The sequence below is a fragment of the Azonexus sp. MM2026_4 genome (genome assembly GCF_055901855.1).
Genome location: NZ_CM148380.1, coordinates 325,196 through 350,994, shown reverse-complemented (window position 1 = coordinate 350,994; position 25,799 = coordinate 325,196). Strand labels below are relative to the sequence as shown.

General features: G+C 67.8%; 25 protein-coding genes. 11 read left to right on the top strand and 14 right to left on the bottom strand.

Annotated features, from left to right (window positions below; all coding sequences use genetic code 11):
• The first annotated feature begins 62 nt into the window (after positions 1-62).
• Entirely contained in the window at positions 63-245 is a 183-nt protein-coding gene (locus tag AC0KWY_RS01585; protein WP_474027911.1) for a hypothetical protein, read from the top strand.
• A gap of 18 nt (positions 246-263) precedes the next feature.
• Here the strand turns inward: AC0KWY_RS01585 and AC0KWY_RS01580 are convergent, their stop codons facing one another.
• The 3 genes from AC0KWY_RS01580 to AC0KWY_RS01570 all read right to left on the bottom strand — a co-directional run bounded on the left by AC0KWY_RS01580 (position 264) and on the right by AC0KWY_RS01570 (position 2,836).
• Positions 264-959, bottom strand: coding sequence for a UPF0149 family protein (locus AC0KWY_RS01580; RefSeq protein WP_474027910.1), 696 nt, complete (start codon positions 957-959; stop codon positions 264-266).
• A gap of 146 nt (positions 960-1,105) precedes the next feature.
• Positions 1,106-1,918, bottom strand: coding sequence for an alpha/beta fold hydrolase (locus AC0KWY_RS01575; RefSeq protein WP_474027909.1), 813 nt, complete (start codon positions 1,916-1,918; stop codon positions 1,106-1,108).
• A gap of 111 nt (positions 1,919-2,029) precedes the next feature.
• On the bottom strand, positions 2,030-2,836 hold the full coding sequence (locus AC0KWY_RS01570) for an AraC family transcriptional regulator (protein WP_474027908.1): 807 nt from the start codon (positions 2,834-2,836) through the stop codon (positions 2,030-2,032).
• 90 nt (positions 2,837-2,926) lie between these two features.
• Here AC0KWY_RS01570 and AC0KWY_RS01565 point away from each other — a divergent pair, with 90 nt between their 5' ends.
• A complete protein-coding gene (locus AC0KWY_RS01565) occupies positions 2,927-4,135 on the top strand; it encodes an MFS transporter (protein ID WP_474027907.1) in 1,209 nt (402 codons plus the stop codon).
• Position 4,136: 1 nt separating this feature from the next.
• Here the strand turns inward: AC0KWY_RS01565 and AC0KWY_RS01560 are convergent, their stop codons facing one another.
• The 3 genes from AC0KWY_RS01560 to AC0KWY_RS01550 form a co-directional block, all read right to left on the bottom strand.
• Positions 4,137-5,021, bottom strand: coding sequence for a radical SAM protein (locus tag AC0KWY_RS01560; protein WP_474027906.1), 885 nt, complete (start codon positions 5,019-5,021; stop codon positions 4,137-4,139).
• Complete coding sequence (locus AC0KWY_RS01555; protein WP_474027905.1) at positions 5,018-5,446, bottom strand: acyl-CoA thioesterase; 429 nt, start codon at positions 5,444-5,446, stop codon at positions 5,018-5,020. The genes AC0KWY_RS01560 and AC0KWY_RS01555 overlap by 4 nt, the downstream gene beginning before the upstream one ends.
• 72 nt (positions 5,447-5,518) lie before the next feature.
• Positions 5,519-7,399: an AsmA family protein gene (locus AC0KWY_RS01550; RefSeq protein WP_474027904.1), complete on the bottom strand. Its 1,881-nt coding sequence runs from the start codon at positions 7,397-7,399 to the stop codon at positions 5,519-5,521.
• Between the two features lie 118 nt (positions 7,400-7,517).
• Between AC0KWY_RS01550 and chrA the strand changes: the two genes are divergently transcribed.
• Positions 7,518-8,699 (top strand): chromate efflux transporter, encoded by a 1,182-nt coding sequence (chrA, locus tag AC0KWY_RS01545; RefSeq protein ID WP_474027903.1) that lies wholly within the window; start codon positions 7,518-7,520, stop codon positions 8,697-8,699.
• Here the strand turns inward: chrA and AC0KWY_RS01540 are convergent.
• Positions 8,696-9,742 (bottom strand): serine endopeptidase, encoded by a 1,047-nt coding sequence (locus AC0KWY_RS01540; protein WP_474027902.1) that lies wholly within the window; start codon positions 9,740-9,742, stop codon positions 8,696-8,698. The genes chrA and AC0KWY_RS01540 overlap by 4 nt on opposite strands.
• Positions 9,743-9,834: 92 nt before the next feature.
• On the opposite strand from AC0KWY_RS01540, the gene AC0KWY_RS01535 reads away from it, so the two are divergent.
• Complete coding sequence (locus AC0KWY_RS01535; RefSeq protein ID WP_474027901.1) at positions 9,835-10,347, top strand: GNAT family N-acetyltransferase; 513 nt, start codon at positions 9,835-9,837, stop codon at positions 10,345-10,347.
• 3 nt (positions 10,348-10,350) lie between these two features.
• Here the strand turns inward: AC0KWY_RS01535 and nfsB are convergent, their stop codons facing one another.
• Both nfsB and AC0KWY_RS01525 read right to left on the bottom strand, forming a co-directional pair.
• On the bottom strand, positions 10,351-11,004 hold the full coding sequence (nfsB, locus tag AC0KWY_RS01530) for an oxygen-insensitive NAD(P)H nitroreductase (RefSeq protein ID WP_474027900.1): 654 nt from the start codon (positions 11,002-11,004) through the stop codon (positions 10,351-10,353).
• A gap of 59 nt (positions 11,005-11,063) precedes the next feature.
• The gene (locus AC0KWY_RS01525) at positions 11,064-11,690 is read right to left on the bottom strand and encodes a LuxR C-terminal-related transcriptional regulator (RefSeq protein ID WP_474027898.1); all 627 of its coding nucleotides are present in this window, start codon (positions 11,688-11,690) and stop codon (positions 11,064-11,066) included.
• Between the two features lie 132 nt (positions 11,691-11,822).
• Between AC0KWY_RS01525 and AC0KWY_RS01520 the strand changes: the two genes are divergently transcribed.
• Both AC0KWY_RS01520 and AC0KWY_RS01515 read left to right on the top strand, forming a co-directional pair.
• Positions 11,823-12,914 carry a hypothetical protein gene (locus AC0KWY_RS01520; RefSeq protein WP_474027897.1) on the top strand — a complete coding sequence of 364 codons (1,092 nt, stop codon included), beginning with the start codon at positions 11,823-11,825 and terminating at the stop codon, positions 12,912-12,914.
• 7 nt (positions 12,915-12,921) lie between these two features.
• Complete coding sequence (locus tag AC0KWY_RS01515) at positions 12,922-14,745, top strand: sensor histidine kinase (RefSeq protein ID WP_474027896.1); 1,824 nt, start codon at positions 12,922-12,924, stop codon at positions 14,743-14,745.
• A gap of 12 nt (positions 14,746-14,757) precedes the next feature.
• Here the strand turns inward: AC0KWY_RS01515 and AC0KWY_RS01510 are convergent, their stop codons facing one another.
• Positions 14,758-17,061 (bottom strand): autotransporter domain-containing protein, encoded by a 2,304-nt coding sequence (locus AC0KWY_RS01510; protein WP_474027895.1) that lies wholly within the window; start codon positions 17,059-17,061, stop codon positions 14,758-14,760.
• 277 nt (positions 17,062-17,338) lie between these two features.
• On the opposite strand from AC0KWY_RS01510, the gene AC0KWY_RS01505 reads away from it, so the two are divergent.
• Positions 17,339-18,178: a hypothetical protein gene (locus AC0KWY_RS01505; RefSeq protein WP_474027894.1), complete on the top strand. Its 840-nt coding sequence runs from the start codon at positions 17,339-17,341 to the stop codon at positions 18,176-18,178.
• A gap of 87 nt (positions 18,179-18,265) precedes the next feature.
• Entirely contained in the window at positions 18,266-20,215 is a 1,950-nt protein-coding gene (parE, locus tag AC0KWY_RS01500; RefSeq protein ID WP_474027893.1) for a DNA topoisomerase IV subunit B, read from the top strand.
• A 29-nt stretch (positions 20,216-20,244) separates the two neighbouring features.
• Here parE and AC0KWY_RS01495 read toward each other — a convergent pair whose 3' ends face one another.
• Together AC0KWY_RS01495 and AC0KWY_RS01490 are read right to left on the bottom strand one after the other, a co-directional pair.
• Complete coding sequence (locus AC0KWY_RS01495) at positions 20,245-20,706, bottom strand: hypothetical protein (RefSeq protein ID WP_474027892.1); 462 nt, start codon at positions 20,704-20,706, stop codon at positions 20,245-20,247.
• A gap of 25 nt (positions 20,707-20,731) precedes the next feature.
• Positions 20,732-21,916 carry a C39 family peptidase gene (locus AC0KWY_RS01490; protein ID WP_474027891.1) on the bottom strand — a complete coding sequence of 395 codons (1,185 nt, stop codon included), beginning with the start codon at positions 21,914-21,916 and terminating at the stop codon, positions 20,732-20,734.
• 190 nt (positions 21,917-22,106) lie between these two features.
• Between AC0KWY_RS01490 and AC0KWY_RS01485 the strand changes: the two genes are divergently transcribed.
• From AC0KWY_RS01485 to AC0KWY_RS01475, 3 genes are read left to right on the top strand one after another with little or no spacing between them, the layout of a single operon-like run.
• Entirely contained in the window at positions 22,107-23,090 is a 984-nt protein-coding gene (locus AC0KWY_RS01485) for a patatin-like phospholipase family protein (protein ID WP_474027890.1), read from the top strand.
• Positions 23,091-23,122: 32 nt separating this feature from the next.
• Entirely contained in the window at positions 23,123-23,368 is a 246-nt protein-coding gene (locus tag AC0KWY_RS01480) for a biotin/lipoyl-containing protein (protein ID WP_474027888.1), read from the top strand.
• A 41-nt stretch (positions 23,369-23,409) separates the two neighbouring features.
• Positions 23,410-24,447: a patatin-like phospholipase family protein gene (locus AC0KWY_RS01475; protein WP_474027886.1), complete on the top strand. Its 1,038-nt coding sequence runs from the start codon at positions 23,410-23,412 to the stop codon at positions 24,445-24,447.
• Here the strand turns inward: AC0KWY_RS01475 and AC0KWY_RS01470 are convergent.
• On the bottom strand, positions 24,441-24,635 hold the full coding sequence (locus AC0KWY_RS01470) for a DUF3079 domain-containing protein (RefSeq protein WP_374326263.1): 195 nt from the start codon (positions 24,633-24,635) through the stop codon (positions 24,441-24,443). The two genes, AC0KWY_RS01475 and AC0KWY_RS01470, sit on opposite strands and share 7 nt — an antisense overlap.
• The gene (locus AC0KWY_RS01465) at positions 24,635-25,735 is read right to left on the bottom strand and encodes a methyl-accepting chemotaxis protein (protein ID WP_474027885.1); all 1,101 of its coding nucleotides are present in this window, start codon (positions 25,733-25,735) and stop codon (positions 24,635-24,637) included. Before AC0KWY_RS01465 ends, AC0KWY_RS01470 begins: the two co-directional genes overlap by 1 nt.
• Between the last annotated feature and the right edge of the window lie 64 nt (positions 25,736-25,799).

Here is a 25,799-nt window from a genome sequence, read left to right as displayed (position 1 = left end):
AACGGCGAAAGCCGGACAAAGTTCGGGTAAAGTTCGCCGCTTTTGCCGCGAGCCCGCTTGCCATGAAATCCGCCAGACGCCGTACCACCTACCCCGCCGTTTCCTTCCCGCCGGCGCTCGACGCTCTCGTCGATGCCGAAGTTCAGGAGAAGGGATACAGCAACCACCCGGAAGCGATGCAGAGTTTCAGCAAATACCTGAAGCGGGCCATCGCCTTCGAGCAGAAACAGCGCACCGGCCGCTGAGCGGCCGTAGCTGGCGAATCAGTTCAGCTTTTCCGGGCTGCCGCAGCACTGCTTGAACTTCTTGCCGCTGCCGCAGGGACAGGGATCGTTGCGGCCGGTCTTGGGTTCCTCGCGCTGGATCGTGGCGCCACCGCGCTTGGCGCGCCAGAAGTTGTACAGGGTCTGCACGATCACCGGCAGGTTTTCCTGAATGTCGGCCACCAGCCGCGCTTCCTCGGCCGGCGGGAACCAGCGTTCGCCGTTCTTCTCGGCGTCTTCCTTGAGCATGCCGTTGAGCACGAACAGCGGTTCGAGCAGTTCGTCGAGATCGTCGGCGTGCTTGCCGGCGAGGTCGTACCAATCGCCACCGAGGCCCGCGCCGTAGATGTAGGCATCGGCCCAGGCCGCGAAATCGTAGTCCTCGGACCCTTCGTCGACCGGGTAAAGCAGCGGCGAAACCATTTCATCGGCGAGCAGCGAGGCGGCGATGTCGTTGTTCAGGCGCATCAGCAGTTCGACGGTTTCGCCGACCAGCGGATCGTCGCCCTTCTCGATGCCGGCACCGAGCACCTCGGGCAACCACTCGCCCGGCGGGATCGGCTGCGGGCAACTGACAACGGCACAGATCAGCGCCTGCGCTTCGTCGAGGCGCATCGCCTCGTCGCCGAAAACTTCTGCCTCGAGCAATTCTTCAAGCCGGTCGAGATCGGCTTCGGTCAATGGATTCGGGTTCATCTGTAGTTCCTTGGGAATGGTTGAATCATAGCCCAGATTGCGCCGCCCCCGGCATCCGCCGCAGCGGCCGGGCAGCCGGCACGACACCCCGGGTTTGCCGCTGAGCGTGCCGCGAGCGGCTGCTTTTCATGTCCCGCGCTGCACACTTATCCGAGGAAAGCGCTGATCGCGGCAATGACCTCGCCAGGCGCGCTGACGTGGGGCAAGTGCCCTGAGGCATCGATCACCCGCAAGGTGCTACCGGGAATATGGGTGTGAATGTAGTGCGCGACATCCATTGGAACGAAACAATCGTCCCGTGACTGGATGATCAGTGTCGGAACGCTGACCTTGGCAAGCTTGGCCCGATGGTCGGTCTGCAGCACCGAGCAGAGGATCGTCAGCATCATGTCCTGCGGGATGCGGGCCAGGGTTTCCCCGAACATTTTTGCCATGGCGGGTCTTTCCGGGCTTGCCATCGCCTTGACGGCAAGTTGTCTTGACCAGGCCACATAGTCATTCTGCAGCGATTCATAGATCGCGTTGACGTCGGCCTTCGAAAACCCGCCGCGATACTCTGCCGAATCGAGATAACGCGGCGAACTGGCAATCAGGATCAGTTTGCCGACCCGTGAGGGCTTCTCGATCGATGCCAACAAGCCCGCCATGGCGCCGACCGAATGGCCAACCAGCACGGTCTCTCCCGGCAGATTCAGCGCGGCGAGAATTTCAAGCAGATCCGCCGCATAGCCGCTGACGTTCAGATAACGACTCTGATTCTGGCGAAAAGTGGCCTGCGTCGTCGGCATCGCCCCGACGTGTTCGAAGAACACCAGCCTGAAATCGTTCTCGAAGAACGCTGCCACGTCCTTCCAGAAACTCTGGTCATAGCCGATGCCGTTGACGAAAATCATCGATTTCGTCGCTTCCAGATTGCCGGCGACAGTAACGTAATTACGGGCTTGCGGATCGGTCACCATCTCGTCCTCATCGCTTCGGGTCTCGGAGGAAATATTACCCGCTCCGGGGCTCTTTGAAATCCGGGTGATCGTTCGCCAGGCGCGTGCGCCGCCACGCTCCGTTCTTCCAGCTCACGCCATCGCGCCATTGCTCCGGGCTCCCCGGCTCCGCATGAAGCGCCCCGGCGGTACGCCGAAGGCGCGCTTGAACATGGCCGAGAAGGCGGCCGGGCTGGCGTAGCCGAGTTCGGCGGCGACTTCGCCGCTCGGGCGGCCGCGGCCGATCAGGTCGAGGGCGCGGGCCAGGCGCAGTTGCTGGCGCCAGGCGCCGAAGCTCATCTTCAGTTCGTCGGCGAAGAGGCGCGCCAGCGTGCGTTCGCTGGCACCGACGCGGGCCGCCCAGTCGGCCAGCGGGCGGTTGTCGGCGGGGTCGTCGAAGAGCGCGCCGCACAGAGCCTGCAGGCGGCGGTCGCGCGGTAGCGGCAGGCCGAGCGAGAGCGGCGGCGCCCGGCCGATTTCGCTGAGCAAGAGCTGGATCATCTGTTCGCGACGGAGCGACTCATCTTCGCTGAGTCCGCTCAGGGCTTCGATCAGCGCCCGCATCAGGTCCGAGACCTCGACCACCGAGCAGGCGTCGAGCGGCAGCGGCGCGGCTTCGGTGGCGATGTAGACGGTGCGCAGCTCGACCTGGCCGAGCATCACCACTTCGTGCTCGATGTGCGGCGGAATCCACACCGCGCGGAAAGCCGGCACCAGCCAGGCCATGCCGGCGGCGGCGATGCGCAGCGCGCCGCGCAGCGGAAAGGCGAGTTGCGCCCAGTCGTGGCTGTGCGCCGGCACATGGACGTCGGCCGGCAGGCGACGCAGGTTGACGGTGAGCGGCTCGGCGGCGGTCGGCGCACGACGTGGGCAGGGATCGAAAGGCAGGGTTGTCAGCATTGCGATAATTTTTGTCGGACTATCGCGTTCGCGTCAATAGGCCGGCTGGTTAAACTCGTCGCATAACAAAAGCCCCACCCCGACCCCGACATGACAACCACCACCCTGCCCCGCCCCACCGCCGGCGACCTCGAGACGATCGCGCTGATCGGCTTCGTCCATGGCGTTTCGCATTTCTTCCACCTCCTGCTGCCGCCGCTGTTCCCGTGGCTGATGGCCGAGTTCGGCCTCAACTTCACCGCCGTCGGCGTGACGATGACGGTCTTCTTCGTGATTTCCGGGATCGGCCAGGCCGCCGCCGGCTTTTTCGTCGACCGTTTCGGCGCTTTCCGCGTGCTGTTCACCGGCATCAGCTGCTTCGTGCTGGCCGGCGTCACGCTGCACTTCGCCAGCGGCCTGCCCTGGCTGATCGCCGCCGCGGCGCTCGCCGGGCTGGGCAACAGCGTCTTCCATCCGGCCGATTTCACGGTGCTCAACCGGCGCGTTTCGCAGCCGCGCCTCGGCCACGCCTTTTCGGTGCATGGGCTGTCGGGCAACCTTGGCTGGGCGGCGGCGCCGGTGTTCATGACCGGCATCGCCGCCGTCGCCGGCTGGCGCGAGGCAGCACTCGGCGCCAGCGTCGTCGCCATCGTCGCCCTCGGCATCCTGAGCTGGCGCCGCCAGGCGATCGCCGACCCGCTCGCCGAACACGCCGCCAAGCAGAGCGGCGAAGCCGTGCCGCCGCTCGCCTTCCTGCGCGTGCCGGCGGTCTGGCTGTGCTTCCTGTTCTTCTTCCTGATCACCGCCGCCTTCGGCGCCATCCAGAATTTCGCCACGCCGATCCTGCAGGCGCTCTACGCCTTCAGCCTGGGCAGCGCGGCGACGGCGCTGTCCACCTACCTGCTCGGCGGCGCCGCCGGCATCGTGCTCGGCGGTTTCCTGGCGCAGAAGAACGCGCACGACGGACTGATCGCCGGCGCCCTCGGCGTCGCCGCGTTGCTCGCGCTGCTGCTGGCCAGCGGCCTGCCGCCGGCCTGGGGCATTCTGCCGTTGATGGGGGCGATCGGTTTCTGCACCGGCGTCGCCGGCCCATCGCGCGACCTGCTGGTGCGCCGTGCGGCGACGGCGCGCTTCGGCCAGGCGGCGTTCGGGCGCATCTACGGCTTCGTCTATTCCGGGCTCGACCTCGGTCTGGCGACGGCGCCGCTGATCTTCGGGCGGCTGATGGACAGCGGCAATTTCAGCGGCGTGCTGCTCGGCATCGCCATCTTCCAGGCGCTCGCCATCTTCACCGCGCTGCGCGTCGGCAAGGCGGGCTGAGTTACAGGCCGCGCGCCCAGGCCGGGCGCAGCGGCGCTTCGCCGGCGATGGCCTGGCGCACCTGGGCGAGCAGGCGTTCCTTGTCGGCGCCGAGCGTGCCCTTGAGGATCAGCCAGTTCGACGCGTGGTCGGAACGAAAGACCGTGCGCTTGAGTTCCAGGCCGCTCAGGAAAGTCTCCATCTCGGCGAACAGTTCCGGCTGGGTCAGCGGTTCCCAACCGGGAAAGCCGGCGCGTAGCCGCTGTTCGCCCTTGGGAAAGCTGACCACCAGCGTCGCCAGGTATTCCGGCTGGGTGGCATTGGCCAGGCGCGCCGAGTTTTCCGCATGCTGGCGCGACAACTCGCGCCCACCGAGGCCGTTGAGGATCATCACCGAACGGCTGATGCCGGCGGCGCCGAGCTTGTTCAGTGCGTCGACGGTCGAGTCGAAGGTTTCGCCCTTGCTGACCGCGGCGAGCACCGCGTCGTCGCCGGATTCGGCGCCGACGTAGACCATGCTCAACCCGGCAGCGGCGAGTTCGTCGATTTCCTGCTGGCTTTTCTTCTTCAGGTTGCGCGGCAGGCAGTAGCTGGAAATCCGCCGCACCGCCGGCAGGTGGCTGCGGATCGCTTCGAGCACGGTGAGCAGCCGGCGCGTCGGCAACACCAGCGCGTCGCCGTCGGCCAGGAAGACGCGGCGGATGTGTTCCGCGTAGCGTTCGCCGGTGGCGCGGATGCTCGCCAGCACCTCGGCCTCGTCGCGAGCGCGGAATTTCTTCTGCGGCGCGGTGTACATCTCGCAGAAGGTGCATTGATTCCACGAACAGCCGTCGGTCAGCGGCAGGATCAGCGATTCGGCTTCCGACGGCGGCCGGAACACCGGCTCGACGTAGCGGATCGGGATCATGCGCCGGCCATCCTTTCGGCGAACACCGCCGGCACCTTGACCTTGCTGCGCGTCGCGTAGTCGAAGAAGACGATGCCGTGCTTGCCGCGCGCCACTTCGCGGCCGCTCGCCTGGTCGTTCAGTTGCCAGACCAGGTCGCAGCCGTAATCGTTGAAATCGGCAGCGGCGAAGCCGATCACCAGCGTCTCGCCGTGGAAGGCTTCGGAACGGTACTGGGCAGCGACGTCGGCGACGATGATGCCGGCGCCGTCGACGTCGAGCTCGCTCCAGCCGAAATGCTTGAAGAAGCGCACCCGCGCCTCGGCGACCAGCATCAGCAGCGCGGCGTTGTCGAGGTGGTGGCCGTAGTTGATGTGCTGGATGTAGATCGGGATTTCGGTACTGAAAACGAACTTCTCGGGCAGGGCGATCTTGATGCGGGGCATGGCGTCAGTCCGGCGGATAAAGGCGGCATTCTAGGCCGGCAGCGCACGCGGCGCACGCCCCCGGACCGGGGTTCAGCGGCCGAACAGGCCCTTGAGCTTGTCGCCGAGTTTTTCTTCCAGCTTCTTGCCGGCCTTTTCCTTCAGTTCGTCCTTCTTCTCGTCGAGTTTGGCTTTCGCCGCGTCCTTGAGCAGTTCGCCGGCTTCCAGCGAATAGGAAAGATTGTCGAAGGGCCCGCGCAGGCGGACCGGTACGGTGACCCCGCGCAGTTCGTCGCGCGCCTTGCCGTCCTGGCCTTTCGAGGTCTCGACGACGCTGACCTTGGCCAGGTAGTCGATACTGCTGTTGCCGATGTCGATGTCGCCGGCACCGGTCAGGCGCAGGAAGGGCGATTTCATCGCCAGATCGTCGTTGTGGGCGACGCCGTTGGCGATCCGGAAAGTAGCGATCAGCTCCGAGAAATCGGTTTTCTCGGCGGCGTCGGGAGCGCTCGCCGCGCTCTTGCCGCCACTCAGGACGGCTTTCGCATCGCGCAACTGCTTGGCCAGGTTGACGCCGCGGATGGCGCCGTCCCGGAGCGCCAGCGAGGCCTGCCCGGCCAGCCCGCGCTTCAGCGCATCGACCGTGGCGCCGCGGGTATTGACGTTGAGCGTCAGCGTGCCGCGACCTTCCAGCGGCTCCTTCTGCATCAGGTCGGCAAGCAGCGGACGGATGTCGATGCCGGAGAGGTTCTGGCGGGCGGTGAACACATTGCCCCGGGCATTGACGCCGAGCGCGCCGTCGAGGCTGCCGCCGTACAGTTTCGCCTGCATCGACGTCACGTCGAGCCGGCCGTCGGCGGCGGCCAGGCGCGCCGTCAGCGCCGAGAGTTTCAGTCCCTTCGCCTGCAACTGGCCGATGTCCAGCTTGCCGCGGAAGTTGAGCGCTTCGAGCGCGCTCAGGTCGATCTTCGCCGCCGGCTTCTCCGCCTTGCCGCTTGCGCCAGCGTCAGCGCCGGCCGCGCCCGGCTTGGCCGGCGGCAGGTAGTGATCGACGTTCAACTGGTCAATGTTGAGGTCGAAATCGAAGAAGAGCGGCGACAGACGTTCGACCGCCAGTTTCAGCGCGATGTTCGAGGCATCGAGCTGGGTGTCGAGCACGAGGTCGGCGGTGGATTTGCCGAGGTCGAGCGCCAGCTTGCCGGACAGCGGCAGCTTGACGCTGCCCATCGGCATGGCCGGGCTGCTCAGCGCGAGCTTGCCGGAAAACGGCGTCGCCAGGCGCTGCTCGGCGAACTTGATGGCGGGCAGTTCGATGCTCGCCTCGAAGCGGTCGTCGCCGCTGCTGCCGCGCAGCGCCAGCTTGAGCTGGTCGATGGCCAGGCTGCCGGCGGCGCCGTCGGCCTGGACGCGGCCGGTGGAGAAATCGAGCGCCGACAGCTTGGTCGTCTTGCCGGCCATTTCGTCGCGCCAGGTGAAGCGGGCGTCGCGCAACGCCAGGCCGGCGATGTCGAGCTGCAGCGGCTGGCTGCCAGCGGCCGGTGCCTTGTCTTCCCGGGTGGCGGGCTTTGCCGCAGCATCGCCGGCCGTCAGGTCGTCGATGTTGAGCTTGCCGTCGCGGCGCTTGACCAGGGTCAGCGCCAGCCCGTCGATGCCGATCTCGCGCGCTTCGACCTTGCCGGCCAGCAGCGGCATCACCGCCACGGCGACGCGCAACGATTCGAGCGCCGCGAACTCGGTCTTGCCGTCGGCTTCCGACAGGCTGACCTGGCCGGCGCTGACCGCCACTTCCGGCCACAGCGAGAGGCTGACCTCGCCGGCAATATCCAGGGTACGACCGGTCTTGGCCGCCACCTGTTCGACCAGGTGACGCTTGATCGCCGTCGCATCGAACAGCGCGTAGGCGACGCCGGCGGCAAGCCCGAGCACGGCGATCAAGGCGGCGAGCGCCAGGGCAAGTTTGCGCAGGACTGACATGTTCACAGCACTCCCCGAAAATCCGACAGGCGACAGCCTAACAAAAGCCGGCATCGATGACTGTTCGGAAGTGTAAGGCAGTCGCCGTCGGGTCATTCGGCAGCGCTAAACTTCCGCCATGCCGCTCAGCCCCGTCCGAGAAATCTTCGTCGCCTTCCTGCGCCTCGGCCTGACCGCCTTCGGCGGCCCGGTCGCCCATCTCGCCTATTTCCGCGAGGAATTCGTATACCGCCGCCGCTGGCTGAGCGACGCCGCCTACGCCGACCTGGTCGCCCTGTGCCAATTCCTGCCCGGCCCGGCGAGCAGCCAGGTCGGACTGGCGCTCGGCCTGCAGCGCGCCGGCTATCGCGGGGCGCTCGCCGCCTGGTGCGGCTTCACGCTGCCGTCGGCGCTGCTGCTCATCGTCTTCGCGCTGGGCCTGGCCGAATTCGGCCAAAGCCTGCCACACGGACTGCTCGGCGGACTGAAGATCGTCGCCGTGGCGGTCGTCGCCCAGGCGGTCTGGGGCATGGGCCGCAGCCTCTGCCCGGACTGGCCGCGACGCCTGCTCGCCCTGCTCGGCGCCGGGCTGCTGCTGACCTGGCCGGGCACCGCCGGACAACTGGCGGTGATCGTCGGCGGCGCGCTGGGCGGGCTGGCGCTCGGCGCCGCCGTCCCGGCCGCCAGCCCGGAGCGGCTCGCCGCCGGCATCGGCCGGCGCGACGCGCTGCTCTGGCTGACGCTCTTTGTCGCCGGCCTGCTCGGCCTGCCCTGGCTCGCCACGACGTTCGCCGCGCCGACGCTGGCCCTGGTCGATGCCTTCTACCGCGCCGGGGCGCTGGTCTTCGGCGGCGGCCACGTCGTCCTGCCCTTGCTGCAGACGGCCATCAGCGACCTCGGCCGGGTCGACAGTGAAACCTTCCTGGCCGGTTACGGCGTCGCCCAGGCGGTGCCTGGTCCGCTGTTCACTTTCGCCGCCTTCCTCGGCGCCGCCGGCAGCGCCACGCCGAACGGCTGGACCGGCGGCCTGCTGGCACTAGCGGCGATCTTCGCCCCGGCCTTCCTGTTGGTCGCCGGCGCCCTGCCCTTCTGGGACGCGCTGCGCGCCAACGCCCGCGCCCGGGCGGCGCTGGCCGGGATCAACGCGGCGGTGGTCGGCATCCTGCTCGCCGCCCTCTACGATCCGCTATGGACCGGCGCCATCCACGGCCCGCGGGAACTGGCGCTGGCCGCCCTCGCGCTGGCCGCGCTGACCCGGGGCAAACAGCCGCCGTGGCGCGTCGTCGCCGGCTGCGCGCTGGCCGGGGTGCTTTTCCTTTAGTTAGCCAAGCTTTTCGCCGCCGCGCCGCAGGCGTGGCAGAAGCGAGCGAAGGCGCTCTTGCGCTCGTTGCAGGCGCTGCAGTGGTCGAACAGGCAGATGCCGCAATGCGGGCAGTAGTCGATCGCCGTGTTGCTCAGATCGACGCTGCGCTCGCAGCCCGGGCAGACCTTCTTGCCCAGGCGCGCCAGGGCGACGTCGTAGGACAGCTCCTTGCGCCGTTCGACGTCGGGCAGCGCCTCGGCCTGCTTCTGCCGCTCAAGGTAGCGGTTCAGCGCGAGGATCGCGTAGCGGCCGACCAGCACGGTGAGGACGATGCCGACGCTGTAGCGGATCCAGCCGCCGTAGCTCGGGATGTAGGGCACCAGCTCGACGAAGAAGGCGAACAGCGCGAAGTAGATGAAGCCCCAGACGAACGGCCACCAGGTGCTCTTGCGCTGCTTGGCGAAGAGCCAGCCGGCGACGCCGAGCAGTGGCAGGGTCAGTGCCAGGCGATAGCCGAAGACGCGCAGTTCCTGACTGCGCATTTCGTCGTGGTAGCGTTCGGCGGCGGCCGCGCGCAGTTCGCCCAGTGCCGACTGGGCGCGCGCTTCCGCCTGTTGCTGGTCGAGCAGCGTTTGCTGCTGCGCCTGCACCGCGGCCAGCGCCTTGCGCTCGAGGGCCTTCAAGGCGTCAAGCGCGGCGGTGCGGACGATCAGTTCGCGATCCTGCTCGGGGCGCTCGGTGGCGCGCCGGGTGGCCAGCCAGTTGCTGAAGGTGTCGCGGGCGGTGGCGGCGTCGGCGCGAGCGACGTTGAGTTTCAGTTCGGCCTGGTCGAGCGCGTCCTGCGCCGCCTGGCGGGCGAGCTGGGCGGCATCGATCTCGGCGCGCAGCTTGCCGGCGGCGGCCGGGTCGAGAAAGTTTTCCAGGCTCAGCGCCGTTTCGACACGCGGCAGGTTTTCGACGATGTTGCCGCCGAGCCCGATCAGGAAACTGCCGAAAGCCAGGGCGACCAGCCACAATCCAAAACGGAACCAGCGTTCCGACCAGCGCAATGCCTTGCTCATCGTTTCTTCTCCCCGCAGGTGGCGACGCGCCGATGATACGCGCATGACGGGGAATTGACTTCGCCCGGCCGCCGCCTACAATCGCGCCAGCCATGAGTCCCACCGCCTTCCGCCTGCGCCCCGCGCGGGCCGCCGACCTTCCCGCCATCCTCGCCGTGCAGCGCCAGTGCTACCTGCCGTCGATGAACGAGGACGACGCCACCTGGGCCGGCCGTCTGGCCGCTGCCGCCGATTTCGTCTGGGTTGGCGAAGTGGCCGGCGCAGTCGGCGCCTATCTCGCCACCTACCCGTCGCATCTCGGCAAGGTGACGCCGCTGGGCGGCGACTTTGCGCCAGCCGCCAACGCCGACTGCCTTTACCTGCACGACCTCGCGGTGGCGCCGGCCGCCGGCGGGCGCGGCCTCGGCGCGCGCCTGGTCGCTTGCGCGCTGGCCGCCGCCCGCCGCCACGGCTGGCAACACGCCGCGCTGGTCTGCGTGCAGGACGCCTACGCCTTCTGGCAGCGCCAGGGCTTCAGCGCAGCGGCGACGCTGGCGCCGGCCGCGCAGGCGGCGCTCGCCAGCTATCCCGGTCCGGCGCGCTACATGACGCGCCCGCTCGGCTGAGGCTCAGATCTCGCTGATCACCGTCGCCGCCGGCAGGCGCGACTTCGGCAGCCTGGCGTTGAAATCGTCGCCACTGCTGTAGCCCAGCGCGGTCAGCACGACGCAGCGCAGCCCCTGGGCTTCCAGGCCGAGCGCGGCGTCGATCGCCGCCGCGTCGATGCCTTCCATCGGGCAGGCGTCGATGCCGAGGGCGCCGGCGCCGAAGAGCAGCGTGCCGAGCGCGATATAGACCTGCTTTTCCATCCACAGCGGCAAGTCCTGCAACTGCTCGCGGTGCAGGTTGGCGTAGAAGCTGCGCGCGTTGTGCTGGGTCGCCTTGGCCTCGGCGGTGGCGAAACGGCCGTCGCCGTCTTCCTGCTCGACCAGCGCCTGCAGGTGGGCGTCGTCGAGATCGCGGCGGACGCAGAGGACGACCACGTGCGACGCATTTCGCACCTTGGGCGCGTTGTATTCGAAGCGGCCGGCCAGCGTGGCGGCGATCGTCTCCTTGCCTTCGGCGGTGCTGGCGACGATGAAGTGCCAGGGCTGCGAGTTGACCGACGACGGGGCGAAGCGCAGCAGCGTCTTCAACTGTTCGATGGCGGCGGGATCGATCTTGCGGGTCGGATCGAAAGCCTTGCAGGTGCGGCGGGTGGTGGCGATTTCGGCAACGTTCATGAAGGGTTCTCCTGTGGGGACGGGACTTGGTCAGCGAGCTTAGCAGGAAGTTCGCCGCTTCAGATCAGGCCCATGTCGCGCGCCAGCACCGCCGCTTCGGCGCGCGACGAAACGTTGAGCTTGCGGTAGAGGTCCTTCACGTAACCGGCCACGGTGTGCTGCGAAATCGCCAGCAGGCGCGCCGTCTCGGCCTGCGTGATGCCCTTGGCGATCAGGCGCAGGACTTCGGTCTCGCGCGCGGTCAGGGCCACCGGCGGCGTCACCGGGCGGTTGAAGAAGGCCAGCATGCGGCGGGCGATGGCCGGCGACAGCGGCGGCTCCCCGGCGGCGATGCCGCGCAGCGCGACGACGATGGCCGACACCGCCTGGTCCTTCAGCAGATAGCCGCGGGCGCCGGCGCGCAGGGCCGGAAAGACGTGGCCATCGTCGTCGTAGATACTGGCGACGACGCACAGCGTCGCCGGCGAGGTCTGCTGGATCAGGTCGATGATCTCGATCCCGGAACCATCGGGCAGGCCGAGGTCGATCAGCGCGATGTCCGGCGCCGGCCCGCCGCGCAGTTGCTGGCGCGCCTCGTGCAGCGTCTCGGCAACGCCGATGGCGATGCCGGGAAAGCTTTCGGCCAGGGCCTGGCGCAGCCAGTCCTGGGATTCGGGCACGTCTTCGAGGATGAAACCGCTGCGCATCGGGATTTCCGGGAGGGGACAGGCAATGATAACCTCGCCGGCGGCGCCCGCGCCCCCATGAACGCGGGGGTGGCGGCGGCTGGCGGACGCGGGAGAATCCGTCTCTTTTACGCCTTTCCGTTGGTGCCGGTGATGACGCGCTTTTCGATCCTGTCCTGTTTCGCTGCCCTGCTCGCCTGCCTGTCCGCCGCCGCCAGCGCCGAACCGGTGCCGACCGCCGCCGGCTTCGGCCTCGACGGCATGGCCCCGGGCGGCCACTGGGCGGCCCGCCTGACCGTCCTGCGCAACGGCTACGACCACCGCTACGACAACCGCGGCCAGCGCGTCGACCTCGACCGCGACTACAACGGCCTCGACCTCGCCCGCCTCAACCCCGGGCTGGCCGGCACCCTGCGCCTCGACACCCGGGCGGTCACCGAATACACCGAACTGCTGCTCGGCTACGGCGTCACCGACGACCTGACGGTCGGCATCATCGTCCCCTACACGCGGACGACGACCCACGTCCGCTTCGGCGTCGATGGCGGCATCGGCAACGCCGGCATGCAGGCGGTACTGGCCGGCCTCGACTACCGGACGCCGCGCACGGTCAGCGTCGCCGGTTTCGCCGACCCGACCGTCGGCGTCCTCTGGCGTTTCCACAAGAGCCCGGTGGACAGCGCCATCCTCGGTTTCGGCGTGCGCTTCGGCATCGCCCGCAACGACGACCCCAACGACCTCTTCGACATCCCGCCCGGCGACGGCAGCACCGACCTGCGCAGCCGCTTCGAGTATTTCCGCGACCTCGGCCGGGGCTTCGACCTCCACCTGCTCGCCGAATACCAGGTGCAACTGCCCGACCACGTCCGCGCCCGCCCCGGCAACCCGCTGACCACCGCCAGCGTCGAGCGCCTGCGCCGCAACCTCGGCGACTACTGGGAATCGGACGTCGAAATCGGCAAGCGTTTCGGCAACTGGCGGCTGTCGGCGACCTGGCACCGCTATCAGGAAAAACCCGACCGCTACCGCTCGCCCTCGGGCGCCGACACCAGCGCCCTGTCGGCGCACACCGACACCCGCGCCGACCAGATGCGGCTGGCGCTCAGCTGGAGCGGCATCGAAGCCTGGCAGGGCGGCCGCCTGCCGCTGCCGCTGGTGGTCAAGCTGGAAGTCCAGGACGCCGTGCGTGGCCAGAATTTCGTCGACGTCCGCGACGTCTACCTGCGGCTGAGCACCGCCTTCTGACCGCGTAATGCGCCGTTTCCTGCTCCTCCTGCTGCTCGTCTGGCTGGCCGGCAGCGTCCGCGCCGGCGAGGCGGCGCCGCTCGAATTCACGCAGGCCGACTTCGTTCTCGCCGACAGCGCCACGCCGCCGCCCGACAGCGCCCCCTGGCAGGCGGTGACGCTGCCCGACCAGTGGCGCCTGACGCGTCCCGGCGTTGCCGGCAACGGCTGGTACCGGTTGCGCTTGCGCATCGACCGGCCGGACCCCGGCCTGCAGGCCGTCTATCTGCCGAAGCTGGTGATGAACGCCGCCGTCTTCCTCAACGGCGAAGCGATCGGCGACGGCGGCAGCTTCAGCGAACCGATCGCCCGCAACTGGAACCGTCCGCTGTTCTTCCCGGTACCCGGCGAGCTGCTGCGCCCCGGCGACAACGTGCTGCACGTCCGGCTGCTCGGCCACGCCTACACGCAGGCGGCGCTGCATCCGCTGCAACTCGGCCCGGAAAACCTGCTGCGCCCGGCCTACGAACGCGCCCTCTTCCTCAACGTCACGCTCAACCAGACGGCCGGCCTGTTGATCGCCGCCATCGGCGTGCTCACCCTCAACCTCTGGCTGCGCCGGCGCCGCGATACCGCCTACGGCTACTTCGGCCTGTCGGCCGTGGTCTGGTCCCTGCAGGCGACCAACCTCTACCTGCGCGAAGTCCCTTTCGACACCGCGCACTGGGAAATCCTGAGCAACGCCGGCTTCCAGATCTTCTCCGGCTTCCTGCTCATCTCGCTGCTGCGCTTCATCGGCCTGCAACAGCGCCGGCTGGTCGGCGCCCTGTGGTTCGGCATCGTCGCCGCGCCGCTCAGCCTGGGGCTGGCGCCCGCCGCCTGGTATCTGCCGCTGACCGCCGGCTGGCACTTCTACACGCTGCTCGCCGCGCTGGCCACCCTCGGCCTGCTGCTGCACGCCGCCTGGCGCGGTCAGAACCGCGATGCCCGCTTCCTGGTCGGCGCGATGGGGCTGGTCGTCCTGTTCGGCCTGCACGACTGGCTGATCCACAGCCAGCACATCTGGCAGGGGCGCACCGCCTGGCCGCTGACCGACGTCTTCCTGCTGCACTACAGCGCGCCGCTCGTCTTCCTCGCCCTCGGCCTCATCATGACCGGGCGCTACGTCAGCGCCCTCAACGAATACGAGGCGCTGGCCGACGAACTGGACCGCCGCGTCCAGGACAAGCACCTGCAGTTGCAGGAGAGTTACGCGCGGATGCGCGAACTGGAAACCGAAAGGGCGGTGACCGAAGAGCGCGAGCGCATCTTCCGCGACCTGCACGACGACGTCGGCGCCAAGCTGCTCTCCCTGGTGCATCGCGCCCACCGTCCGGAAGACGCCGACCTCGCCCGTTCGGCGCTGCGCGACCTGCGCGACGTCGTCTCGCGCACCGGCGCCGCCAGCTATGCGCTCGACGAACTGACCGCCGACTGGCGCTCGGAATGCGAGCAACGTCTGAGCGAGGCCGGTATCCGCCTCGACTGGCAGAGCGACGGCGCCGCCGAGGCGCTGAGCCAGCCGCAGGCACTGAACATCGGCCGCATCCTGCGCGAGGCGATCTCCAACGTCATCCGCCATGCCGGCGCAACGACCGTCCGCATCCGCCTCGAAGCCGGCGAGGCGGCGCTGCTGCTCAGCATCGCCGACGACGGCCGCGGCCTCGCCGACGAGCAGCGGCCGCGCGGCCGCGGCATCCGCAACATGCAGGCGCGTGCCCAGCGCCTGGGCGGCGAACTGCAACACGGCAATGGCGACGGGGGCGGCTGCCGGATCGCCTTGCGCGTCCCGCTCGCCGCCCCCGTCAATTGAACCTCAGCGCGTTTAGAAAGCGACGCGCACCCCGACGCTGCCCGACCACTGCGGATCGTTGCCGTCCGAGGCGACATTGACCGAAGTCGCCAGCGCAGCGCTGCGCGTCAGGCGGTGGTCGATCTCCAGCCCGAGCCGGCCCCAGGTCTCGGTATCGCGCGAACTGCCGGTGTTGAAGGCAAAGCCGCCGGCACCCAGCAACTGGCCGCTGCTACCGCCGCTACGGTTGCGCGCGACGACCAGTTCGCCGCTCGCCCGCAGATCGGTGTTGGCACCCAGCGCCAGGCGACCGACCAGGCCGCCGCGCAACTCGTCGCTGCGCCGGTGCTGGCTGCCGTAGGCAACCGGGAAACCGCCGCCGGTTTCGGTATAGCTGTCGAGCTTGCTGCTGACGTGCGTGTAGGCAACGAACGGGCTCCAGGCCACCTCGCCGGTCCGCCAGGCATCGTAGCGATCGACGCGCAGGCGCAGCGCCCAGCTCGTCGCGTCCGGCGTGCCGGTCGACGCATCGGCGACGCCGGCATTCAGGTAACCGCGGCGCAGCTTCGTATCCATCCGGCCATACAGCCCGGTCACGCTGTACACCCAGTCACGCCGGGTTCCGGGCGCGTAATCGGCCTCGAGCACCAGATAGCTGCCATCGGCCTTGCTACGTCCGGTGAAGGCCTGATCCTGACGATAGTCATTGCGGCCGACACCGACGCCCCAGCGCAGGTTCGGCGTCAGATCGTGATAGACGCCGAATTCGCCGAGCACCTGGCGACCGTCGCCGTCCCGCTCGTGGGCATAGTCGCCGGTCGCCCAGAGACCGAGGCCGCGCTCGCCGCTGACCCCGGAATCCATCAGCGTCCGGTGGTGCGCGCCCCACAGGTTGAGGCCGAAGCGCTGCGAGATGGCGTTCAGCGCCTGCTGCCACAGCGCCAGCGAACGGTTGAAATCGGTCAGGCCGATGACGCCGCTGCCGCCGCCGGTATTTCCGCCGCCGGTATTTCCGCCGCTCGTATTTCCGCCGCTCGTATTTCCGCCGCTCGTATTTCCGCCGCCCGTATTTCCACCGCCCGTATTTCCACCGCCCGTATTTCCACCGCCCGTATTTCCACCGCCCGTATTTCCACCGCCCGTATTTCCACCGCCGGTGTTGCCACCGCTGACGCGCGCCAGGTAGCCCTGGGTTGTGCCGTCAATCTGGCCCTTGCCGAGAACGGCGTTACCGCTGGCGTCGACCGCCACCGCGTCGCTGAAGGTGTTGCTGCCGACGGCGACCCCGTTGGCGGTCAGCCAGTCGCTGACCGTCTGCAGGCCGCCAGCGGCCGTCCAGCGGGTGGCGTAGGCACCGCGGATGCTGGGAATCAAGGGGGTTGGCTGGTCGGCATTGCCGACCACAACCGTGCCGTCGGCATTGACGCCGTTGGCAATGCTGTAGGTTCCGCCGGCCAGGATACCGAGACCGACCATGCCGCCCGCACTGGTCCAGCGGAAGGCTTCGGGAATATCGCCGGCACCGACGCCGCGCGAAATGCCGACCACCGTGCTGCCGTCGGCCGACACCGCGTAGGCGCGGCTGCTCGGGGTCATCGTGCCGACCACCGGATCGTTGTCGGAAGCGAGCACGCCCAGGCCCTGCATGCCACCGCCCGCCGTCCACACGAAGGCCTCTTCGACCAGACCGCTGATATGGACGAGGTTGCTGCCCTGGTAGCCGAGAACCATCGTGCTGCCGTAACCGACGACCGTATCGCCGCTGGCATCGATGCCGCGACCGAAACTGCTGGTGAAGGCGCCGCCGTTGAGATCCTGGACCGACCAGCCGGCGCCGCCGTCGAGCCAGCGCGCGGCGTGGTAGGCGCCGTTGACATAGCTGAAGCCCGCCACCTTGCGGCCGTCGCCGGCAATCGCCCAGGCCTGGCTGGCGATGGTGCCCGGCCCGCTCGCCAGGTCCGGCAACTGGGTCATGGTGGCGCCGTTCCAGACCAGCGCCCGCGCGCTTGGACTGCTGTAGGTGGGCAAGGCCCAGCCGGCGACGACCGAGCCGTCGGTAGACGCCGCCTGGGCGACCACCTGCTCGTAACCGGCCGGACCGTCGAGCTGCGTGTTGCTGCCCGGCGAGAACTTGTAGGCGCGGTAATTGAACGCATCGAGACGCACCGTGCCGACCGCGACATTGCCGTCGCCGGACAACCCCATCACTGCGCTGCCGATGTTGGTCGGCAGGTTGTAATCCAGCCCGTCGACACCGGCCATGGCCGGCCCGTGCAGCAAACTCAGCAGACCGCAAGAGACCAGCGCGGCGACCAGACGTTTCGGCGTAAATGTCATTGCCAACCCCTGAAATATGTAAATTGTTGTAAACCCTGGCAAGTATCTTCAGAAGCCCCCTTGGCCACTACCCCGCAAACGCGGGGGGAGGCGGCATTTTCTGGCGCCGGCAAGCACCAGGCCTGGCCGGCCGAGCTGGCGCCGCGATCAGCAAAATGCAGGATTGCCCTTCCGCCCCCGGGGTATCTTCACGTTCCTGTAAAAGTCCCTCGCACGACAAACCACTAGCACTACGGCATACTTGATGTATATCGTTTTGCATAACCGGAGATCGAAAGTGTCGGCAGCAGAAAATTACGTTCAGGAACTCACCCTCGCCACCGAATTGCTGCCGCTGTCGCCAGCGGAAGAAGCCGGATTTGAGCCGGTAGCCGTCGCGACGCCCCCGGACGAGGCCAGCGACCAGGCCTCGCTCCTCGAATTCGGCATGAACCTGATGGAACGCCGCCAGCCGAAGCCGCCGCGCAAGCCGCCCCCGGCCGTCGACGCCAATGCCTTGCTCTCCTTCGTCGTCGGCGTCACCCCGCAGGAACGCGAGGACGCGCTGTATTCCGTCCAGCTCGCCTCGCGCAGCGCCAGCGCCCTGTTCGACCGTTTCAAGGACACCGAGGCCTGGTACGGCAAGTACATCGAGACCCTGGAAAAACTCGGCTGGACCAGCGAACAGTTCGCCTTCAGCAAGTACGAGCAGGCCGAGGGCGAACTGCGCATGGACCAGGCCGCGCTCGCCGTGATCGCCGCCATCGCCACGCAGAACCAGCTCGCCGTGCTCAACCAGTCGCTCGACGCACTCAAGGCGCTGGCCGAGGAAGACGGCGCGATCCGCCTGTTCGACTTCCACACCACCGCCGAGGCGAGCGGCAACTTCCAGATCGGCGCCGTGCAGAAATCGGAAGATGGCGTCATCTCGATGGCGCTCGGCGCTTTCCACTTCACCTCCGACGACCAGCGCCGCCGCTTCCTGTTCCTCTCCTGGGGCGAACGCAGCGTCGAATTGTGGACCGCCGCGCAGAAGATGACTTTCAACGCCAAGCACTACGCCCGCCTGCGCGATGCGGTGGAAGACAAGCTCGGCGACGCCGCCGAGCTCTACATCGCGGAGCTGGAAATCGCCTGAGCAACTGGCGACGCCCGACGCCTGACGTTAGAATCGGGCGGTTTTGAACATCCCGCGGTCTCTGCCGCGCCTCACCGAAACCGCCCGATGACCGATTACTCCGCCGCCTCGATCCGCGTTCTCAAGGATCTCGAACCCGTCAAGGAACGCCCCGGGATGTACACCCGGACGACCTGCCCGACGCACATCGTCCAGGAAGTCATCGACAACTCGGCCGACGAGGCGCTGGCCGGCTACGCCAAGAAGATCGCGGTGCGCGTCGGTGCCGACGGGGTGATCGAAGTTTCCGACAACGGGCGCGGCATCCCGGTCGAGATTCACCCGGAAGAAGGCCGGCCGGCGGTCGAGCTGGTGTTCTGCAAGCTGCACGCGGGCGGCAAGTTCAACAAGAAGGAAGCCGGCAACGCCTACCGTTTTTCGGGCGGCCTGCACGGCGTCGGCGTCTCGGTGACCAACGCGCTATCGACCCGGCTGGAAGTCGAGATCAAGCGTGGCGGTGGCGTGCATCGCATCGTTTTCGCCGACGGCTTCGTCGTCGAACCGCTGGCGAAAATCGGCGAGGTCGGCCCGCGCACCACCGGCACCACCGTGCGCATTGCGCCGGACCCGAAATATTTCGATTCGCCCAAGGTCAACCTCGGCCAGCTCGAACACCTGCTGCGCTCGAAGGCGGTGCTGATGCCCAATGTCACCGTCGAGCTGGCGGTCGACGGCCAGGAAACCAAGACCTGGTGCTACCGCAACGGTATGGCCGACTACCTGGCCGAGATGATGGCCGGCACGCCGGTAGCGCCGATCTTCGTCGGCGAGAAGTACGTCGAGGTGGAAAACGGCTTCGCCGTCGGCGAAGGCGCGACCTGGGCGCTGGCCTGGTTCGAGGAAGGCGGTGGCAAGCCGGAATCCTACGTCAACCTGATCCCGACGCTCGACGGCGGCACCCACGAAGCCGGGCTGAAAGCCGGCGTCTTCGACGCGGTGAAGGCCTTCGCCGAGCACCACGCGATCCTGCCGGCCAAGGTCAAGCTGGCGCAGGAAGACGTTTGCGGGCGGATGACTTTCCTCCTCTCGGCCAAGGTGCTCGACCCGCAATTCCAGGGCCAGACCAAGGAAAAGCTGACCAGCCGCGACGCCTACAAGCTGGTCTCGCAGATGGTGCGCGACCCCTTCGAACTGTGGCTGAACAGCCACGCCGACCATGGCAAGAAGATCGCCGAGCTGGCGGTCAAGGCGGCGCAGAACCGGATGAAATCGACGCAGAAGGTCGAGAAGAAAAAGTCCTCCGGCATCGCCACCCTACCCGGCAAGCTGACCGACTGCGAATCCGACGACATTTCGCGCAACGAAATCTTCCTGGTCGAGGGCGATTCCGCCGGCGGCTCGGCCAAGCAGGGCCGCGACAAGGAAACCCAGGCGGTGCTGCCCTTGCGCGGCAAGGTGCTCAACACCTGGGAAGTCGACCGCGACCAGTTGTTCAAGAATAACGAAGTACACGACATCTCCGTGGCGGTCGGCGTCGATCCGCACGGCATCGAGAAGATCGACGAGGTCGACCTCTCCGGCCTGCGCTACGGCCGCATCATCGTCATGTCCGACGCCGACGTGGACGGCTCGCACATCCAGGTGCTGCTGTTCACCCTCTTCCTCAAGCACTTCCCGGCGCTGGTCGAGAAGGGCCACATCCACGTCGCCCAGCCGCCGCTGTTCCGCGTCGATGTCGAAGCCAAAGGCCACACGCGCAAGGTCTATTGCCTCGACGAGGCGGAGAAGGAACAGACCCTGCGCAAGCTGCGCGACGAAGGCGTCAATGAAAACAAGATCACCGTCTCGCGCTTCAAGGGCCTCGGCGAAATGAACCCGGACCAGCTCTGGGAAACCACCCTCTGCCCCGACACCCGCCGCCTGGTGCCGTTCCAGGCCGAGCGCGAGACGATCCGCCGCATGCACCAGACCTTCACGCTGCTGATGGGCAAGGGCGAGGCGTCGGGGCGCCGGGCGTGGATGGAGAAGGACGGCGGGCTGGTGGAAACCGACGTCTGAGGCAGGGCAACGCCTGCGTTGCCCTCCTTTCAACCACCCCGATATTCAGTCTCGGCGGCCTCGGACGCCGGCCAGACGGCGCTGCCGGCGACGAACCAGGTCTGCCGCCGCCCGTCCGGGAAAGCTAGCGCCACCCGCCAGGCCAGACGATCCGGGACGCCATCGAAGGAAAGCACCGGCGTTTCCGCCCGCGCTCCGGCACCCGCCGCAGCTTCAGCCCGGGCGGCGATGGTCGCCGGGTCGAGCCAGTCTGCGGCGGCCGGCGCGGCATCGAGCCGACCGCCAGCGAACAGCGAGAAGCGTTGCAGGACCAGTTGCGGCGTCAGCAGGGCGTAGGCCGGCAGACGTCCGGCCTCGACGAAAGGCGCCAGCCAGGCGTGCAAGCCGCCCTGCGCATCGCGCACCGGCAGCAAGTCGCCGGGTGGCACTTCCGGGCAACCGGGCAGGACGAAAGCGCCCGCGGCATACAAGGCCGCGAAGCGCTTCGTCACTGCCTCGATTTCATCTGCCGCTAGTTCAGACGGTGTTGACGTGCGCGGTGAAGGCATAACGATAGGTCTGCGTGTTGAAGTTCTCCCAGCGCGTGATCACGCCGGCATTGGGTGGCCAGGGATCATATACCAGCAGGCCGGTGAACCCGGGGTTGCCGGCCAGTGCGAAGAGGCTGCGGGTATAACCGGCAACGGCGCGCGAATGGCCCGGAATGAAGCTGATCAACGGCCGGTTGGCGCGGATTTCGTTGACATGCAGCGAGAAGGTCGGCGACGCCACCATCGCCGCGCTCAGCGCCGACGAGGTCAGCTTTTCCAGGGTCTCGGGCACCTTGTTCTCGTCGCCGTAAGGCAGGCCGTTGGGATTGGCCAGCGTGCCCAGGCCGAGTTCCTCGGCGAGGCGCGTCTGGTCGTAGTTGTAGCGATAGAAGTCGAGCAGCATCTGCACGCTGGCACCGACGCACCAGACGCTGGTTTCCTGGCCGCGCAGCTCGAAGCACGGCGCATGGTCGCCGGCGCGGTTGGAATAGCGCAGTTGCTGGCTGTCGTTGAAGCGGCTGATGGCGATCGTCGCCGGCAGGAAATCGCGCGAAATGAAGAGGTCGCCACCGCCGGCGCGCTGACCCAGCGCTTTGCGCAGGCCGGCGGCCCGCAGTTCGAAGCGCTTGCCGGCGTCGGTCTTGCTGCGCGCCGGCAGTTCGGCGATCAGCGACCAGCGCTCGAACTGCCCCGGCTCACCGCCCTTGCGCCGCTTTTCGGAAACCGGGATCGCCGCCCAGGTGGCCAGTTCCAGCAGCGCCACTTCCTTGTCGTCGAGCAGGAACTGGACGGCGATCTTGGGATAGCTGTAGGCGACGAAACGCAGCTCGTCGTAATCGGCGATACGGCCGGCCCGGCCCCGGCCGGCAAACACCGACTTGGCCTGCGCCAGCCAGGCGCTGGCGTTCCACTCGGCGTCCGGGGCCAGCGCCAGAATCGATTCGCCGAACAGGCTCTGCGCCGCGATATCGACGTAGCCGCGCTGGCCGTCCGCCTGTTCCAGCGGCACCCGGTAGAACAGGATTTCGCCGTTGAGGTCGAAAATCGGCGTTCCCGGCATCAGCTCGCTCTTTTCCAGATCGACATCGGGCAATGCCCGGGCCGCGTTGAGCAGGTTGAGTTCGGTGATGGCAAATTCATGCGCATCCTGCGCACTGAGGGAAAATGACATGATCGTTTCCTCCGTTGGTTTCCGGTTTTTCCGTGCCTGTCCGCGGCCGACATCCTTTCCTGGGGGCGGCAGGCCATGCCCATGGCGCCCGGCAATGCCATGACATGGTTTTAAACATAGAACAATGGAATCATCAGTCAATAAAAAACTTTCGGGCCGGCAGAGCGCGCCGGAAGAGCATCGTTACCGAATGACACAGCGCAGCTCGTCGTCGCCGGCTATCATCCGCCGCTTCGCCTGGCGCGCAACGCCGGCTCCTAAATACAAAACTTCGTCGATGAATCCCGATACGCCCAAGCTTCCCTTCCGCCGCCTACTGTTGACCGCGACCGCCCTCCTGCTCGCCGCTTGCGTCACCACCCAGCCGGCGCCTTCCCCTGCCCCGCCGACCCCCACCCCGACCGCCCACAAGCCGAAGATCGGCCTCGCCCTCGGCGGCGGCGCGGCGCGCGGCTTCGCGCATATCGGCGTGATCAAGATGCTGGAATCGCAGGGCATCGTCCCCGACCTCGTCGTCGGCACCAGTGCCGGCGCCGTCGTTGGCGCGATGTACGCCGGCGGCTACGACGCCTTTGCCATGCAGAAGCTGGCGATCCAGCTCGACGAGACGCTGTTCGCCGACTGGACGCTGCGCGGCCCCGGCCTGCTCAAGGGCGAGGCGCTGCAATCCTTCGTCAACCAGAACCTGAAACGCCGTCCGCTGGAAAAACTCAAGCTGCCTTTCGGTACCGTCGCCACCGACCTCAACAGCGGCGAGCGCGTCGTTTTCCGGACCGGCGACAGCGGCATGGCGGTACGCGCCTCGGCGGCCGTCCCCGGCGTCTTCCAGCCGGTGACGATCAACGGCCACCAGTACGTCGACGGCGGGCTGACCAGCCCGGTGCCGGTGCGCGCCGCGCGCGAGATGGGCGCCGATTTCGTCATCGCCGTCGACATCTCGGCGGTCGCCGAAGGCCAGCCGGTCGACAGCATGAGCGCCATCCTCTGGCAGACGACGACGATCATGGGCAGCGTCATCGGCAAGACCGAGCTCGCCGAGGCCGACGCGGTGATCCGCCCGCGCCTGCCCTACGTCACATCCTGGGATTTCAACGCCCGCCACGAGGCGATGATCGAGGGCGAGCGGGCGGCGCTCGCCGTCCTGCCGACGATCCGCCGCAAACTGGCGCGCTGAAGCGGGCGATCGTGGGACGGCGCACCATATACATGCCGAAGTACCCGGAGTGCTGGCAAAGCTGCGGCTCCTGCGCCAGCGGCGACGTCTTCATCCTGGAAGTACTGGTCGCGCCGGGCGAGCAGATGCGCCACGACGACAACATCCTGACCCTGGAAACCGGCAAGGTGGCGCTCGACATTCCGACGCCCTACGCCGGCCGCGTCGTCGAAGTCCATGTCGGCGCCGGCGACCATGTCGCGGAAGGCGCGCCGCTGATCACGCTGGAGAGCGATTAAGCGGCTATCATCGAGGCGTCGTTACCGCGGAGTCCACGCCGATGACCGGCACCAAACTGCCCACCCGGATCAACCTCGCCCTGCAGGGCGGCGGTGCCCACGGCGCCTTCACCTGGGGCGTGCTCGACGCGCTGCTCGAAGACGAGTCGATCGATTTCGAAGGCGTCAGCGGCACCAGTGCCGGCGCCATGAACGCCGCCTGTCTCGCCCACGGCCTGCTGCACGGCGGGCGGGACGGCGCGCGGCGGGCGCTGGCCGATTTCTGGCTGGCGATCGCCGACACCCTGCCGGCGCAATTTTCCGGCAACCAGGTGGCGAGCATGGCGCCGGCGCTGAAGATGATGCTGCAATGGACCGACCACCTCAGCCCGGAGCAGTTGAACCCCTTCGACCTCAACCCGCTGCGCGACGTCATCGAACGCCAGATCGACTTCGCCGCCCTGCGCGCCGGCAGCCCGGTCAAGCTGTTCATCGCCACCACCCACGCCAACTCCGGCAAGCTGCGCCTGTTCCAGAACCATGAGCTGTCGGCCGACGTGCTGCTCGCCTCGGCCTGCCTGCCGACCATCCACCGGACCATCGTCATCGACGGCGAACCGTACTGGGACGGCGGCTACAGCGCCAATCCGGCGGTCTTTCCGCTGGTCTACCACTGCCAGTCGGCCGACCTGATGCTGGTCCTGCTGACGCCGCTGCACTATTCGGAAACGCCGGAAAGCGCCAAGGAAATCCGCGAACGCCTGCGCGAACTCGCCTTCAATTCGACCTTCCTGCGCGAGATGCGGATGTTCGCCCACCTGCGCGAGCAGATCGGCGACAGCAATCCGCTCCCCGACTGGCTGCTCGACCGCCTGCCGATCGCCCGCCTGGAGCGCCGCTTCGCCCGCCTGCGCTTCCACGCCATCAGCGCCGACAGCGTGCTCGGCGAACTGCCCGGCGACAGCAAGCTGGCGGTCAATCGCCAGTTTTTCGAAGAACTGCACGCGCTCGGCCGGGCGGTCGCCCGCCGCTGGCTGGACAGCAAGCGCGAAGCGCTCGGCCGCCAGCCGACGCTCGACCTCGGCGCGCTGTTCTACTGAGCCGGCGGCTCCTCGACGACGATGCCCCAGTCGCCGAAGGTATACCAGTCGTCGCCGAGCAGTTCGGCCGGGTGCTGGGTGCGCCCGGAACCGTTGCCGCAGGCCATCTCGCCGGCCGGGCAATAGCGGTCGCAGCCCCAGCAGATACGCTCGGGGTGCTTCGGATGCAGCGGAAACTTCTTGGCCATCAGCCGGTCTGCCCGCCGCTGAGAATCTGCTGCATGCCGCGCATCACCGCCAGGTTGGCCTCTTCCATCCGCGTCAGCGCCTGCAGCGCGCCGTCGGGATCGCCGCAGCGATAGCGGGCGACAGCCTGACGGGCGTGGTCGTGCACCGCCTTGTGCGGGCTTTCCATCTCGCGGTAGCCGGGCAGCCGGGAGAAACCGGCCTTGCCCTCGCCCTCGTAATACCAGCGGCCGAGCCGGCATTCGGTCTCGTCCGGCAGGGCCTCCGGGGCGAGGTCGGAAAGACCGAGCAGGACCTTGTACACCTCGAGCTTGAGCAAAAGCTCCTCGACGTTGGCCAGTTCGGCGTTGGCTAGCTGCGACGACGAGGCGATCGCCACCTGCATCTGCTGCGACATCGCCAGCAGGCGCTGCATGCTGCGCGTCGCCGCCTCGCTTTCGGCGCCGTGGCTGGCCGCCTCGCCGGCACCGAGATCGATGGTCGCCTTGGCCTGGGCGGTTTCGGCCTGGATGCCGACGACCAGCGTGCCAATCTCGGTGGTCGCCCGGGCGGTGCGTTCGGCCAGCTTGCGCACCTCGTCGGCGACCACCGCGAAACCACGCCCGGCCTCGCCGGCGCGGGCTGCCTCGATCGCCGCGTTGAGCGCCAGCAGGTTGGTCTGCTCGGCGATCTCCTGGATCAGCCGGACGATGCCGCCGATTTCGCCAACCCGCCGCGCCAGGTTCTCGACGCTGCTGCCGGCGGCGCTGATGCGCCCGAACATGGCGTGCAGGCTGGCGGCGATCTGCTCGAAGGCGGCGCGGTTGGCATCGGATTCGGCAGCGGCGTCGCGGGCGCTCGCGGCTTCCCCGGCCAACTGCCCGGAAAGACCGGAAAAGGATTGCTGGATGCCGGCAAGCGAACTGCCGAAGCGGGGAATGTTGCCGAGCACGCCATCGAGCAAGGTCTGCCGCGCCTGCAAAACCTGCTTCGCCGCCCGCTCGTCGGCGAACTGGCGGCGCAGTTCGTCGGCGGCGGCCTCGCTGGCCAGCAACTGCGTCCTGATGCGGTGATTCTCGGCCACTGCTGCCGCCAGCTCGCGCCGGGTGCGGATTCCAAACATGCTGCTTCCTGCCTGTGACTCAATCAATGTTGAGCAATTTACTCAGGAATTAGCCGGACGAACT